The sequence below is a fragment of the Pantoea sp. Cy-640 genome, from assembly GCF_011752635.1.
Classification (GTDB): Bacteria; Pseudomonadota; Gammaproteobacteria; order Enterobacterales; family Enterobacteriaceae; genus Pantoea; species Pantoea dispersa.
In genome coordinates this window covers 1,073,950-1,088,699 of the sequence record NZ_VWXB01000001.1, presented here as the reverse complement: position 1 = coordinate 1,088,699, position 14,750 = coordinate 1,073,950, and the positions used below count along the sequence as shown (strand labels likewise).

12 protein-coding genes are annotated in these 14,750 nt (G+C 55.1%); 9 read left to right on the top strand and 3 right to left on the bottom strand.

The features are described 5' to 3' along the window. Positions 1-210 precede the first annotated feature (210 nt). The 5 genes from F3J36_RS05370 (at position 211) to F3J36_RS05350 (ending at position 8,466) form a co-directional block, all read left to right on the top strand. Positions 211-1,143 carry a flagellin gene (locus tag F3J36_RS05370; protein ID WP_058757414.1) on the top strand — a complete coding sequence of 311 codons (933 nt, stop codon included), beginning with the start codon at positions 211-213 and terminating at the stop codon, positions 1,141-1,143. Positions 1,144-1,342: 199 nt separating this feature from the next. Next, positions 1,343-2,275 (top strand): flagellin, encoded by a 933-nt coding sequence (locus tag F3J36_RS05365; RefSeq protein ID WP_166719094.1) that lies wholly within the window; start codon positions 1,343-1,345, stop codon positions 2,273-2,275. Positions 2,276-2,515: 240 nt separating this feature from the next. Next, positions 2,516-3,448: a flagellin gene (locus F3J36_RS05360; protein ID WP_058757414.1), complete on the top strand. Its 933-nt coding sequence runs from the start codon at positions 2,516-2,518 to the stop codon at positions 3,446-3,448. Positions 3,449-3,618: 170 nt separating this feature from the next. Beyond that, entirely contained in the window at positions 3,619-7,131 is a 3,513-nt protein-coding gene (locus tag F3J36_RS05355; RefSeq protein WP_166719093.1) for a glycosyltransferase, read from the top strand. Positions 7,132-7,314: 183 nt separating this feature from the next. Then, positions 7,315-8,466 (top strand): DegT/DnrJ/EryC1/StrS aminotransferase family protein, encoded by a 1,152-nt coding sequence (locus F3J36_RS05350; protein ID WP_021509895.1) that lies wholly within the window; start codon positions 7,315-7,317, stop codon positions 8,464-8,466. Positions 8,467-8,497: 31 nt separating this feature from the next. Here the strand turns inward: F3J36_RS05350 and rfbD are convergent, their stop codons facing one another. From rfbD to rfbA, 3 genes are read right to left on the bottom strand one after another with little or no spacing between them, the layout of a single operon-like run. Next, complete coding sequence (gene rfbD, locus F3J36_RS05345; RefSeq protein WP_166719092.1) at positions 8,498-9,379, bottom strand: dTDP-4-dehydrorhamnose reductase; 882 nt, start codon at positions 9,377-9,379, stop codon at positions 8,498-8,500. Next, a complete protein-coding gene (gene rfbC, locus F3J36_RS05340; protein ID WP_021509897.1) occupies positions 9,364-9,912 on the bottom strand; it encodes a dTDP-4-dehydrorhamnose 3,5-epimerase in 549 nt (182 codons plus the stop codon). Before rfbC ends, rfbD begins: the two co-directional genes overlap by 16 nt. A gap of 1 nt (position 9,913) precedes the next feature. After that, entirely contained in the window at positions 9,914-10,780 is an 867-nt protein-coding gene (gene rfbA / locus F3J36_RS05335; RefSeq protein ID WP_166719135.1) for a glucose-1-phosphate thymidylyltransferase RfbA, read from the bottom strand. A 320-nt stretch (positions 10,781-11,100) separates the two neighbouring features. Between rfbA and F3J36_RS05330 the strand changes: the two genes are divergently transcribed. The 4 genes from F3J36_RS05330 (at position 11,101) to F3J36_RS05315 (ending at position 14,606) form a co-directional block, all read left to right on the top strand. Next, positions 11,101-12,069, top strand: coding sequence for an HNH endonuclease signature motif containing protein (locus tag F3J36_RS05330; RefSeq protein WP_088517721.1), 969 nt, complete (start codon positions 11,101-11,103; stop codon positions 12,067-12,069). Between the two features lie 143 nt (positions 12,070-12,212). After that, a complete protein-coding gene (locus F3J36_RS05325; protein ID WP_021509900.1) occupies positions 12,213-12,935 on the top strand; it encodes an RNA polymerase sigma factor FliA in 723 nt (240 codons plus the stop codon). A gap of 49 nt (positions 12,936-12,984) precedes the next feature. After that, positions 12,985-13,488: a flagella biosynthesis regulatory protein FliZ gene (fliZ, locus tag F3J36_RS05320; protein ID WP_031280184.1), complete on the top strand. Its 504-nt coding sequence runs from the start codon at positions 12,985-12,987 to the stop codon at positions 13,486-13,488. A gap of 131 nt (positions 13,489-13,619) precedes the next feature. Continuing rightward, positions 13,620-14,606: a D-cysteine desulfhydrase gene (locus F3J36_RS05315; RefSeq protein ID WP_021509902.1), complete on the top strand. Its 987-nt coding sequence runs from the start codon at positions 13,620-13,622 to the stop codon at positions 14,604-14,606. Positions 14,607-14,750: the final 144 nt, after the last annotated feature.

Sequence of the window (14,750 nt, the reverse complement as noted above, 5' to 3'; positions counted from 1 at the left end):
TCACTGAGGAGGGTATCGGCAGTGAGCGGAAAAATATTAGACAAAATATAAAAAAACAATGAGGCAAATAAAGAAGGGATAAGGGCCTGTTTTCGGGGTTTAAAAAAATAGCTAAGGTTTTCTCAGGCATCGACGATAACCAAAGCAAGCTGAATGGCCTCGGGCCAAAAGCCCGATAGAATCTCAACTCATTGACTCAAGGAATTTATCATGGCCGTTATCAATACCAACACATTGTCGCTGACCACGCAGAACAACCTGTCCAAGTCACAGGCTTCTCTGGGTACCGCTATTGAGCGTCTCTCTTCTGGTCTGCGTATTAACAGCGCCAAAGATGATGCTGCAGGTCAGGCGATTGCTAACCGCTTCACCTCCAACATCAACGGCCTGACCGTTGCTGCCCGTAACGCCAACGACGGTATCTCTCTGGCACAGACCGCTGAAGGCGCGCTGTCCGAGATCAACAACAACCTGCAGCGTGTGCGTGACCTGACCGTGCAGGCGCAGAACAGCTCCAACTCGGCTTCAGACATCGACTCCATCCAGGCTGAAGTTAACCAGCGTATGGAAGAGATCAACCGCGTAACCTCGCAGACTGATTTCAACGGCATCAAAGTGCTGAACACCGGTTCCGGCTCAACCGACTACAGCTTCCAGGTGGGTTCAAAAGATGGCGAAACCATCGCTATCACCATCAGCTCCAGCGATGGTTACAACCTGGCGAAAGCCGGCACCAGCGGCACCGCGCTGAACACCCGTGCGATGACCTCAGGCGATACCGTTAACGGTACCGCGCGCTCTACTGAAGCAGTTGGTTTTGACGTGCTGAAAGGCGCAGTCACCGGCGGCGCGTCTGGCGCAGCGTCCGGCACCACGCCACTGGCAGACATCGATGCGGCCATCAAATCTGTTGACTCACAGCGCAGCCTGCTGGGTGCCTCACAGAACCGCTTTGAGTCAACCATCACCAACCTGAACAACACCGTGAACAACCTGTCAGCTGCGCGCAGCCGTATTCAGGATTCTGACTACGCGACAGAAGTGTCGAACATGTCGCGCGCGCAGATCCTGCAGCAGGCGGGTTCTTCGGTGCTGGCGCAGGCCAACCAGGTGCCACAGACCATGCTGTCTCTGCTGCGTTAATTCTCTCGCGCACAGACCGGGCCCCGTATGGGGCCCTTTTTTATTTCTGCTGCTGAGATTTTCTTCGATCATTCCTTACCGCTTAATTTTAATGAAATCATCATTAAAGCTTACGCAGCGGCTGCCGATAAATTTTGGCGACGGCGAGAACGCCACGGGTTTTCGACCTGAATTCATCATCAGTTAAGGAATAAACATCATGGCAGTCATTAACACTAACACCTTGTCGCTGACCACGCAGAACAACCTGTCCAAGTCACAGGCTTCTCTGGGTACCGCTATTGAGCGTCTCTCTTCTGGTCTGCGTATTAACAGCGCCAAAGATGATGCTGCAGGTCAGGCGATTGCTAACCGCTTCACCTCCAACATCAACGGCCTGACCGTTGCTGCCCGTAACGCCAACGACGGTATCTCACTGGCTCAGACCGCTGAAGGCGCGCTGTCCGAGATCAACAACAACCTGCAGCGTGTGCGTGACCTGACCGTACAGGCGCAGAACAGCTCGAACTCGGCCTCAGACATCGATTCCATCCAGGCTGAAGTTAACCAGCGTATGGAAGAGATCAACCGCGTAACGTCGCAGACCGACTTCAACGGCATCAAAGTGCTGAACACCGGTTCCGGCTCTACCGACTACAGCTTCCAGATCGGTGCGAAAGATGGCGAAACCATCGCCATCACCCTGAGCTCAAGCGACAAATTCAACCTGGCGAAAGCGGGCACCAGCGGTACCGATCTGAACACCCGTGCGATGACCTCAGGCGATACCGTTAACGGTACCGCGCGCTCTACTGAAGCTGTTGGTTTTGACGTGCTGAAAGGCGCAGTCACCGGCGGCGCGTCTGGCGCAGCGTCCGGCAGCACGCCTCTGGCAGACATCGACTCCGCTATCAAAGCCGTCGATTCACAGCGCAGCCTGCTGGGTGCCTCACAGAACCGCTTTGAGTCCACCATCACCAACCTGAACAACACCGTGAACAACCTGTCATCGGCGCGCAGCCGTATTCAGGACTCTGACTACGCGACAGAAGTATCGAACATGTCGCGCGCGCAGATCCTGCAGCAGGCAGGTTCTTCGGTGCTGGCGCAGGCCAACCAGGTGCCACAGACCATGCTGTCTCTGCTGCGTTAATCGCAAACGCGCAGACTTCAACGGAGCCAGCTGGCTCCGTTTTTTTTTATTTCCGGAAGAGGGTAGCCACAGCTGCGTTGCTAATTTTCTGATTGTTAAGATCTATTTTTTGTCTGCAAAGACGACAAAATCACTATTAAAAAGAGTGAAGTTTTTGCGCAGCCTGTCGATAACTTTAATACGGTGTTGAACCGCAGGCCTGAAGGGCTGAATTATCTCTCTTAATAAAGGAAACTTGCTATGGCAGTGATTAATACCAACACATTGTCGCTGACGACTCAGAACAACCTGTCAAAATCTCAGGCTTCTCTGGGTACCGCTATTGAGCGTCTCTCTTCTGGTCTGCGTATTAACAGCGCAAAAGATGACGCTGCAGGTCAGGCGATTGCTAACCGCTTCACCTCTAACATCAACGGTCTGACCGTTGCTGCCCGTAACGCCAACGACGGTATCTCACTGGCTCAGACCGCTGAAGGCGCGCTGTCCGAGATCAACAACAACCTGCAGCGTGTGCGTGACCTGACCGTGCAGGCGCAGAACAGCTCGAACTCGGCCTCAGACATCGACTCCATCCAGGCTGAAGTTAACCAGCGTATGGAAGAGATCAACCGCGTAACGTCGCAGACCGACTTCAACGGCATCAAAGTGCTGAACACCGGTTCCGGCTCTACCGACTACAGCTTCCAGGTGGGTTCAAAAGATGGCGAAACCATCGCCATCACCATCAGCTCAAGCGATGGTTATAACCTGGCGAAAGCCGGCACCAGCGGCACCGCGCTGAACACCCGAGCAATGACCTCAGGCGATACCGTTAACGGTACCGCGCGCTCTACTGAAGCCGTTGGTTTTGACGTGCTGAAAGGCGCAGTCACCGGCGGCGCGTCTGGCGCAGCGTCCGGCACCACGCCACTGGCAGACATCGATGCGGCCATCAAATCTGTTGACTCACAGCGCAGCCTGCTGGGTGCCTCACAGAACCGCTTTGAGTCAACCATCACCAACCTGAACAACACCGTGAACAACCTGTCAGCTGCGCGCAGCCGTATTCAGGATTCTGACTACGCGACAGAAGTGTCGAACATGTCGCGCGCGCAGATCCTGCAGCAGGCGGGTTCTTCGGTGCTGGCGCAGGCCAACCAGGTGCCACAGACCATGCTGTCTCTGCTGCGTTAATTCTTTCTTACGCAGATCAGGCCCCCAATTGGGGGCCTTTTTTATGGGCGGGATTAACCGCTTTTTTACTGGATAATGGCGCGATTGTTTCCGGGCGCGCCGCGTATTCTGAGCTGAAAGAGACGTCACACAGACGTGAGTTATCGCTGAGGCTGAGGATACAACCGACAATGAACGCGAACGCACTGGTAAGCATAATCATTCCTGCTTATAAAGCCACCTGGTTTGAACTGGCGCTGAAAAGTGCATTAGCACAGGATTACCCTCATTGTGAAATCATCATTGGCGATGATTGTCCTGATGCAAAAATCGAGGATATTGTCACTGCCTGTCAGGAAACCAGTCGGTTTCCTATCCACTACCAGCGTCATCGTCCCGCGCTGGGCGAAATCGCTAACCTCAGTCAGGCTATACGTCGCGCCAAAGGCGAATACGTAAAATTCCTTTATGATGATGATGTACTTCTGCCGCAGGCCGTGTCGCAATTAGTCGCGGCGCTGTCGCAGGTGCCGCAAGCGGTGATGGCGACAGCCAGACGTAATCGCATTGATTCCGTCGGTAAGGCGATGGCAGACGAGATTTACAGTGTATCGCCGGTATTAGAAGACACGATTTTCCATGGTCAGGATATGGCCCGCTGGCAGGCTGATTTCCTGAACAACTTTATCGGTGAACCCAGTGCCGTATTAGTGCGCAGCGCGGCGCTGCACAAGCTGGTGGAGGAGCAGCGCGAGCTGCATGCGTTGATCGATGAAGGGCTACCGTTCATTGCCGATCTGGTGATTTACCTGCGCTTATTACGTCAAGGTCATCTGGTCTATTTACCGCAGGTGCTGGCGCAGATTCGTATCTCGCGTGAGCAAACCAGTCAGGAAGCGCGCCTCGATGGCCACATTGCCAGTCAGTCTCACCAGCGCTTTCCGGAAGAGATCAAAAAACTGGGCTGGTATGATGAGCAGCTGCCGCAGGGCTGGATTCGTCACGCCACGCTGCGCAGCCAGCAGGACTTCCAGCCGTTTGACCTGACAACGGCGCTGCAGAATGCGCGGGTAGAGAGCCATTTTGCCGAGTGGTTCCGTCAACGCACGCTGCGGCCCATCGAACAACAGCTGATTGCACAGCATCTTGCCAGTCAGCCGGTCGCACGTATTGCCGTGGTGATTGATGTGCGCGACGCGACTGAGACCGAGTGGCTGCTGACACAGGCCAGCCTGGATGTCGCTGTGGCCGGCCTGAGCCTGCAGCCGGTGGTGCTGGCGGCACCGTATCAATCGTTTATTCCGGCCTCTGTGCAGCGTATTGATGTGCGCGACAATCAGGTAGTCGCTGCGCTCAACACGCTGACCGAAGAGGGACATTTCGACTGGCTGATAGTATTACGGGCCGGCAGTCAGCTGTATACCTCAGGTTTGCAGGCGCTGGGAACGGTGCTGCCGGAGGTCGGTCATTGCCAGTTGATTTATGCCGATGAGGTGTATCCGGTCAATGGCCGTCCGGTTGGCGCATCCTTCCGCCCTGACTTTAACCTTGACCTGCTGCTCAGTAATCCATCGAGAATGGCCTGCCACTGGCTGTTCCGCCGCGAATTTTTGCAACAGACAGGCGGGTTTGCCACGCACTGGCCGGGCTGTTTTGAACTGGACGTGATTCTGCGCACCATCGAAAGCCAGCCTTTTAACGTGATTGGGCATCTGGCTGAGCCGTTAGTGCAGACCGCCTCATTACGACAGCCGGTGGATGAAGAGCGCGCCCTCATCCGCACCCACCTGCAGCACCGCGGCTACGCACAGGCCGATGTCAGCCTGAGCCCACACAATGTTTATCAGCTGCATTATGGTCACCCGCAGTCGGCCCCGGTTTCCATCATCGTCCTGGTGAGTAATCACCTGGCGAACCTGGTGAGTTGCGTCACCTCGCTGATGGAAAAAACCACCTCACAGAATTATGAATTGCTCCTGGTTTCTGCTCAGGGCGGAAGCGCCGCCCAGGACGAATGGCTGCGCGGTATCGCTGAGATCGACCCGGCGCGCATTCGCGCATTGCAGATTGAGGGCGGTTTTCATCGCGCCAGAATGGTCAATGCCGCCGCCGCTGTGGCCAGAGGCGATTACCTGCTACTGCTGAGTAGCGATTTAGCCATGCTTGATAACAGCTGGCTGGAAAACCTGCTTAACCATGCACAACGTCCGGAAGTCGCTATTGTTGGCGCCCGGCAAATCTACGCAAATGGCCAGGTACGCCACGCCGGTTATGTGCTGGGGATTAACGGTCTGGTGGGTGAGCCGTTCTATGGTGAGAGCCATGAAACCGCGGGACACATGGCGCGTTTGCAAGCCGACCAGAACTACAGCGCGGTGTCAGGCGATCTGATGATGGTGCGTACCGAGGTGTTTCGCGCCGTTGAGGGTCTGGATGAGACGCTGCAGCATTTCGACGATGTCGACTTCTGTCTGCGCGTGCGCGAAGCCGGGTTGATGACGGTCTGGACACCGTACGTGCGTATGCTGCGGCAGGTTAATCCTGAACTAACGATCGACACGCAGAGTCGAAGCCAGGAGGAAGATCGTCAGCTGCAAAAATGGCAGGCCATCGTGACCCAGGATCCAGCGTATAACCCCAACCTGACGCTCAACAACATCAACTTTAGCGTGTCCTCCGACAGCGAACTGACATGGCGTCCGCTTTCGTGGCGGCCTTTGCCGGTGGTTATGCCTTTCATGGCTGATTTTGCCGGTTGTGGTTACTATCGCATCATCAAGCCCTATGAGGCGATGCGTGATGCCGGCCTGGTGGATGGCAAACTCTCCTCCACGCTGATTAATGTTGCCGAGCTCAATCGTTTCGCGCCCGATAGCCTGATTTTCCAGCGTCGGATTGACGCCGAGTTCCATGAATGGCTGGAGAAAGTCAGTAAGCATACGCAGGCATTCAAAATTTATGAGCTCGACGACTACCTGCCCAATATTCCGCTCAAAAACCATCATCGCTCACAGTTTGGCAACGATGTTAAAAAACTGATGCGGCGCAGCCTGAGTTATATGGATCGCTTTGTCGTATCCACCGAACCCCTAGCCGAAGCGTTCGCGGATATGCACCACGATATTGTGGTGCGTAAAAACCGTCTTTCGCATGACTGGTGGGGCAAGCTGCAGTCGCTGCGCAATCAGGGGAAAAAACCACGCGTTGGCTGGGCCGGGGGCTCCAGTCATACCGGCGATCTGGAAATGATTGTCGATGTGGTGCGCCATTTTGCTAATGACGTGGAATGGGTGTTTTTTGGCATGTGCCCGCCAAAGCTGCGGCCTTTTATTCATGAATATCATCACGGTGTAGAAATTGAGCGTTATCCGGCCAAACTGGCTTCGCTTAATCTCGACCTCGCGTTAGCGCCTGTCGAAGATAACTTTTTCAACACCTGTAAAAGTAATCTGCGCCTGATGGAATATGGTGCCTGCGGCATTCCGGTGATTTGCAGTGATGTGGCGTGTTATCGCGGTGATTTAACCGTCACGCGCGTGAAGAACCGCCACAAAGACTGGGTGGACGCCATCAATATGCATCTGCTGGACCCCGCAGCGAGTGCCCAAATGGGCGCCAGGCTGCAGCAGGAAATTCGCCAGGACTGGATGCTGGAAGGCGAGAACCTGCAAAGCTGGTCACAAGCCTGGACGCTGAAGCGTTAATTTTTGACCTGCTGCACCGCAGCGGGTCAATGCAGTTTCAATCTATCTGGATAACACCACACTCTGCGGTCATTCACCGCCTCATCGCTGGCTGAGGCGAATACCTGTTCTGCAGGGAATGACCCGGCTGATAACCTTCAGGGTGAGTTGGTGTGAAAAGGCACTCTGCTGAGGTGAACGATTATGAATAATAAACCTGTGTATGTAACCAGCCCGCTTATGCCACCGCTGGAAGAGTTCATGCCTTACCTTGAACAGATCTGGCAGAATAAAGTCCTGACCAACGGCGGGCCCTTCCATCAGCAACTTGAACAGGAACTGGCACGCTATTTAGGTGTTGAGCATCTCTGCTTATTTACCAATGGCACGCTGGCATTGCTGACGGCGCTGCAGGCGTTGCGTATTACCGGTGAAGTCATCACCACACCTTATTCTTTTGTCGCCACCTCGCATTCTCTGTTGTGGAATGGGTTAACCCCGGTGTTTGTCGATATCGACCCGATAAGCTGTAATATTGATGCCTCCAAAATAGAGCAGGCCATTACACCGCAAACCACAGCCATTATGCCGGTGCACTGCTACGGCAATCCGTGCGACGTGGAGAATATTCAGCGCATCGCTGACCTGTACGGGCTGAAAGTCATTTACGATGCGGCTCACGCCTTTGGCGTCCGTAAAAACGGCAACAGCATATTGAATTATGGTGACTTGTCGATTTTAAGTTTTCACGCAACGAAGGTTTTCAATACCATTGAAGGTGGCGCAATTATTTGCCCGGATGCTAAAACCAAAAAGCGCATCGATTACCTGAAGAATTTTGGCTTTGCAGATGAAACCACCATTGTGGCGACCGGCATTAACGGCAAGATGAACGAGGTGCAATCGGCCTTTGGCCTGCTGCAGTTAAAGCACATCGACCAGGCATTAGCGGAGCGGGCGCGTATTCAGGCGCACTATTATGATTTGCTCGCGGAAATCGATGGCATTACGCTGCCGCATATTCCGGCTGATGTTGAATGGAACTACTCTTATCTGCCGGTGATGGTAACGGAAGATTTTCCGCTGAGTCGTGATGAGCTTTATGCTCATCTGCGTGAGCACAACATTATTGCCCGTCGTTATTTCTATCCGCTGATTACCAGTTTCCCGATGTATCGTGGATTACCCAGTGCTGATGAAGCGGCCTTACCGATTGCACAACAAATGTCTCAGCGCGTGTTATGTTTGCCGGTCTATCCTGGCTTAGCATTGGCCGAAGTTGACAATATTGTGCAAATCATTCACCGCCTGGCTGAGCAAAAGCTAACGAGCCGCGCGTTACCTCTGGTGGGATAATAACAAGGCGTCTGAGACGCCTTGTTTGATATTATTGCAGGGCGGTGATGTCAGGAACAGGCTGAACGGTGGCTGAATCACCGGTTAAGCAGGCGGATTGCACGCGGTTTTGCCAGTCCGAAGCCTCAACCCCCAGCGCCGCTATCCGGGCGGTATTCATTACGCTGTTGACCGGCCTTGCCGCCGCCATCGGATATTGCGCACTGCCAATCCCTTTCACCAGCACATCCCGCTGCGCGGCCACAAAAATCGCCTGGGCGAATTCGCACCAGCTGACCGCCACATCGCCACAGTAATGATAAACGCCGGCTGCTTCCGCGCGGGATGCCAGGGTGATAATCGCCTGTGCCAGATCGCCGGCATAGGTCGGGCAGCCGAACTGATCGTTTACCACGCTGATTTCGCTGCGGGTTTCTGCCAGCCGCAGCATGGTTTTGACAAAGTTTGCACCGTACTCACTGAACACCCATGAGGTGCGAATCACTACGGCGTCCGGCAGCACGGAGAATACGCGTTTCTCACCCTCCCATTTGCTCAGGCCGTAGAAATTAATCGGGCAGGGCAGATCGCTTTCGGTATAAGGCGTTTTTTTACTGCCATCAAACACGTAATCGGTGGAGAGATGAATCAAGCGGGCGCCCTGCTGGTGAGCGGCGATGGCGAGATTTTCCGGGCCGATGGCATTGACCTTCATGGCGCGGATACGGTCGGTTTCTGCCTTATCGACCGCGGTATACGCGGCGGCATTGATGATCACATCGGGACGGAATTTCTTCACCACCCGTTCCACCGCCGGGCGGTCGGTAATATCTAACTCGGCAGAGCCACAGGCTAGCAGCACCCACTCTGCCGGCACCCGATCCAGTAAACAACGGCCAAGCTGGCCATAAGCACCGGTTAACAAAACGCGCATTGCACTAACTCCTGCAGGGAGAGTCCTTGTTGATCTTTTACCGATAGCAGAGGCGTCGCTACCGGCCATTGCACCGCAATTTCAGCGTCATTCCACATCAGGCAGGCTTCATCCTGTGGGTTGTAGTAATCAGTACATTTGTATTCGAAGTCGGCGACCTCGGAGAGCACCACAAAACCGTGTGCCAGACCCGGTGGGATCCACAACTGGGTTTTGTTCTCTTCAGACAGCTCCAGCCCGGTCCATTGGCCAAAGGTGGGCGAATCCGCACGGATATCGACGGCAACGTCAAATACCGCGCCGCGTACCACGCGCACCAGTTTGCCTTGCGGCTGGGTTTTCTGAAAATGCAGCCCGCGCAGCACGTTACGCGCCGAACGGGAGTAGTTGTCCTGCACAAAATCCAGGTCAATATCCAGCAGTTGCTGATAACGCCGCTTCTCAAAGGTTTCGAGGAAGAAGCCGCGGGCATCGCCAAATACTTTAGGCTGGATGATTTTTACATCAGCAATTTTCGTGGTGATGACCTCCATCTCACTCCTCCACCAGCATCTTCAGATAGTGACCATACTGCGTTTTGCCGAGATAGGCGGCGCGCTGCAGCAGCGACTCGCTGCCGATCCAGCGCTTGCGCCAGGCGATCTCTTCCAGACAGGCAATTTTGAAGCCCTGGCGCTTTTCAATGGTATGAATGAAGTGTGACGCTTCGAGTAAGCTCTCGTGGGTACCGGTGTCGAGCCAGGCAAAGCCACGTCCCAGCACTTCGACGTTGAGCAATCCATCGTCGAGATACATCTGATTGAGGGTGGTAATTTCCAGCTCGCCGCGGGGAGAAGGGCGAACTTCCCGCGCCATGGCGCAGACGTTTTTATCGTAAAAATAGAGGCCGGTGACGGCATAGTTCGATTTTGGCTGAGGCGGTTTTTCTTCAATGGACAGCGCGCGGAACTGCTTATCAAACTCCACCACGCCGAAGCGCTCGGGGTCCATCACCTGATAGCCAAATACCGTAGCGCCCTGCGGCCGCGTGACCACATCTTCGAGCTTTTTACCAAAGCTTTGACCAAAGAAAATGTTATCGCCCAGCACTAATGCGCAGTGCTCACCGGCAATAAAAGACTCACCGATGATAAACGCCTGCGCCAGGCCATCGGGCGATGGCTGCACCGCGAACTGCAGATTGACGCCGAAATGGCTGCCGTCGCCCAGCAAACGCTGGAATCCCGCCAGATCTTCAGCGGTAGTAATCACCAGGATGTCACGAATGCCTGCCAGCATCAGCACCGAAAGTGGATAGTAAATCATCGGTTTGTCATAAACCGGTAACAGCTGCTTCGATACGCCGCAGGTTACAGGATGCAGGCGGGAACCTGTCCCGCCCGCCAGCACTATACCTTTCATCATTGCCTTCCTTATTACGCGTCTCTGCTCTCCACAGAGTCATGCTGTGAGCATACGAGCGCGCAGGAATAATTGATGGCGCGAATAACCGATAAAAAAGCGGGCATTGCCGGGGATAAGCGGAAGGAGAGAAAAGCAGCGCGTGGGCATTCCTGCTGAGCTAAATCAAATTGGGCTCTTGCGCGGCAGACGATTTCCCCTTGCGCATCATAACCTCAAAAAAGTAACCATCCTGTTACAGCCCGGGTCAGAACTGCCGATAACCCTCTTCAGAATCATTCCAATTTTTACGCTCTATTTTTCCTGTTTCTGGGGTGTCTATGCGCTTCAATTATGACTTGTTACCGGGTGAGCAACTGACCTTCGATGAGATCGCGCTGCGCTATGCGCAGCAGCATCCGGAGGAGAAGGAGCTCACCGCCCGCGGGTTGCTCAGCCCGTCAACCAGCTACCGCAACCTGGTGATCCGCGCGCTGTTTGCGCAGGAGGAGCTGAACAGTCCGCTGGAGGATCTGCTGTTCGTCTCTGACGATAACGAGCGCAAAAACTACCTGCGCCGCTTCGAGCATTACCTTAAAAACCAGCAGGCGTTTCTCTATTTTCGTCGTAACGATGAAGCGCGTAAAAGCGGACGCTGGAAAGTGATTGGCGAAACCCGGGTGTATGCGATGCTCGATCCCCGCTCGGCGGAAGCGCAAAACCTGCTCAACAGCCGCGGTTTTAAGCTGGTGCTGATGCGTCAGACCGAAGAGGATGAGTACTGGCAGCTGTTCGATCCGCAGGCGCACCCCTGTTTCCCGCTGTCGCGCAAGATCCAGTTTTTAGTGGTGCTCAGCACGCCGCAGCAGAAAATGCCCAGCGCGGTGATGCCGGGTACCGAAGTGGGGCGGCGCGTCAAGGCGAAAGTTTTCCAGCGCGCCAGCCAGGCGGAGTTCAGCGCGGCGGTGAAAGCGCGCTATGGTGCCTGCATTATTACCGGCACGCGCTTAACCGAGCGCCACAGCTGGCCGTGGGTGGAAGCCTGCCATATCGATACCCAGGAGAATGAAGAGGGCTTTCTGGCGGATAACAGCGTCGACAACGGCCTGTTCCTGCGCAGCGACCTGCAGCGGCTGTTTATCAACAAAATGATTAGCATTGACGCAGAAACCGGTCAGGTGCTGTTTAATTCCGCGCTGGAATGCGATGAGTCCATTAGCCCTTTTTATCAGGCGCTTGAGGGCAAAACCTGTGCGCTGTGGGACGCCGTCCCGCCTGGCACAAGGCAGCGGCTGCGTAATCTGCGCTGAACCTGCGCACAATGGCGGTGCGATCCACCGCCATCTATAACAAATTTGAAATAACCTCGCTTTTGCCTGCCTATTCTGCCAATCGAAACCGCTACAGAATTGGATAATCATGCCGATAACTTTATTAACGCAGGGTAGTCAACGTGAACGATCTCTATACCGCCGATGGCGTGATGGATAAACATTCGCTCTGGCAGCGCTACGTTCCTCTGGTGCGGCATGAAGCGCTGCGCCTGCAGGTGCGTTTGCCAGCCAGCGTTGAGCTTGACGATCTGCTGCAGGCCGGTGGTATTGGCTTACTGAATGCCGTGGAGCGCTATGACGCGCTGCAGGGCACCGCCTTTACCACCTACGCCGTGCAGCGTATCCGGGGCGCAATGCTGGATGAGCTGCGCAGCCGCGACTGGGCACCACGCAGCGTACGTCGTAATGCGCGCGAGGTGGCCGGCGCTATGCATCAGGTAGAGCAAGCGTTGGGGCGCGCGGCTACCGAGCAGGAAGTGGCTGAGCGGTTGAATGTTTCGCTGGAAGAGTACCGGCAGATTCTGCTGGATACCAATAACAGCCAGCTTTTCTCGTACGACGAGTATCGGGAAGAACACGGCGACAGTGCGGAACTGGTCACGGAGGGGCATGAGGAAGCCAACCCGTTGCATCAGTTAATGGAAGGAAACCTGCGTGAACGCGTGATTGAAGCGATTGAGGCGTTGCCTGAACGCGAAAAATTGGTGCTCACACTGTACTACCAGGAAGAACTGAACCTGAAAGAGATTGGCGCGGTGCTGGAAGTGGGGGAATCCCGCGTCAGCCAGTTGCACAGTCAGGCGATCAAACGCCTGCGGGCCCGTTTGACGGGAGCGCGCTAACAGACTCAGTTCCTGGGGAACCAAAAATAAAAAAACCGGGGACTCAGCAATGGGAGCCAAAGTTAAAGCCAGACCGTTAAGTCGCTACCTTAAAGACTACAAACACAGCCAAAGCAACTGTTCACACTGTGGCAAAGTTTTAGACCGTATGGCGTTAGTGTTTCGCGGCCAGATCATCAATAAAGAGGCCATCGCACGCATGGACCAGATGATTGACGATCAGGTATGGATGAAACTCCAGCCGGAACTGACGGCGCTGTGCCGTTTCTGCAGCGATATTTTTTGTAATACCCATCCGAATTACTTCGATATCATGGCGTTCAAACAATATCTGTTTGAGCAGACCGAGATGAGTCACAGTACCATTCGTGAATATGTGGTGCGTCTGCGTCGTCTTGATGACATGCTGAAAGCGAAAAATTTCCCGGCAGAAAGGTTACGGGGCAACAGCTGGCATGAGTGTCTGCAAAACGATCTGCCCGATGCGGGCAACAATAACTACCGTATTGCACTGCGCAAATATGACCAGTTCTTAGGCTGGCAGCGCGGCTGAGGGTGATTCAGCCCCGGTTACTGGTGAGCATGCCAGCAACCGGGGCGCGTCGCGATCAATTCCGGATGCGACTTTTCTCATCTTCTGCAACACTGTAAGGATAACTGCACATTGCCCGAATGGAGGCTGCATTGTCCTTACATCTTCTGCACCAGTTTCCCCGTCTTGAACTGCTTGGCGCACCGACGCCGTTAGAGCATTTGCCACGCCTGTCTGATTACCTCGGACGCGATATCTTTATTAAACGTGATGACGTCACGCCGGTGGCGCTGGGCGGTAACAAGCTGCGTAAACTGGAATTTCTCGCTGCCGATGCGCTGCGTGAAGGCGCCGATGTGCTGCTGACCGCCGGTGCGATCCAGTCCAACCACGTGCGCCAGACGGCAGCCGTGGCGGCGCGCCTGGGCCTGAAATGCGTGGCGCTGCTGGAGAACCCGATTGGCACCGACGCCGCCAACTACCTGAGCAACGGCAACCGCCTGCTGCTGGACCTGATGGATGTCGAGGTCGTGATGGTTGATGCGCTGCACAATCCGCCGCAGCAGCTGGCAGAGCAGGCGGAACGGCTGGAAGCGCAGGGCTTCCGGCCTTACATTGTGCCGGTAGGCGGCTCGAATGCGCTTGGCGCGCTCGGCTACGTCGAATGCGCGCAGGAGATTGCCCATCAAAGCGAAGGCGTGGTGGATTTCGCTGCGGTGGTGGTAGCGTCGGGCAGTGCCGGGACGCATGCCGGGCTGGCGGTCGGTCTGGAACAGCTGCTGCCGAATAGCGAGCTGGTGGGCGTGACGGTGTCGCGCAAGGTCGAGGCGCAGCTGCCGGTGGTGGAGCGCATTCGCAGCGCGCTGGCACAGCAGCTGGAGCTGGAAGCGCGTGCGCCGGTAACCCTGTGGGATGACTATTTTGCGCCGCGCTACGGCGAACCCAATGACGAAGGCATGGAAGCGGTGCGCCTGCTGGCGCGGCTGGAGGGCATCATGCTCGACCCGGTCTACACCGGCAAAGCGATGGCGGGCCTGATCGATGGCATCAGCCAGAACCGTTTCCGCCGGGAAGGGCCGCTGCTGTTTGTGCATACCGGTGGCGCACCGGCGTTATTTGCTTATCATCCTTCGGTATGAGACAGCAGCAAAAAAAGGTTTATAATCCAGCGGTTATTACAAAGAGCACATCGCGGAGCGGCACCCTTTATTGCGAGATAAAGCGCGCCGCGCCCAAAATGAGCGTTAATTAACCATAAGCACACAACACATCACAATAATGGG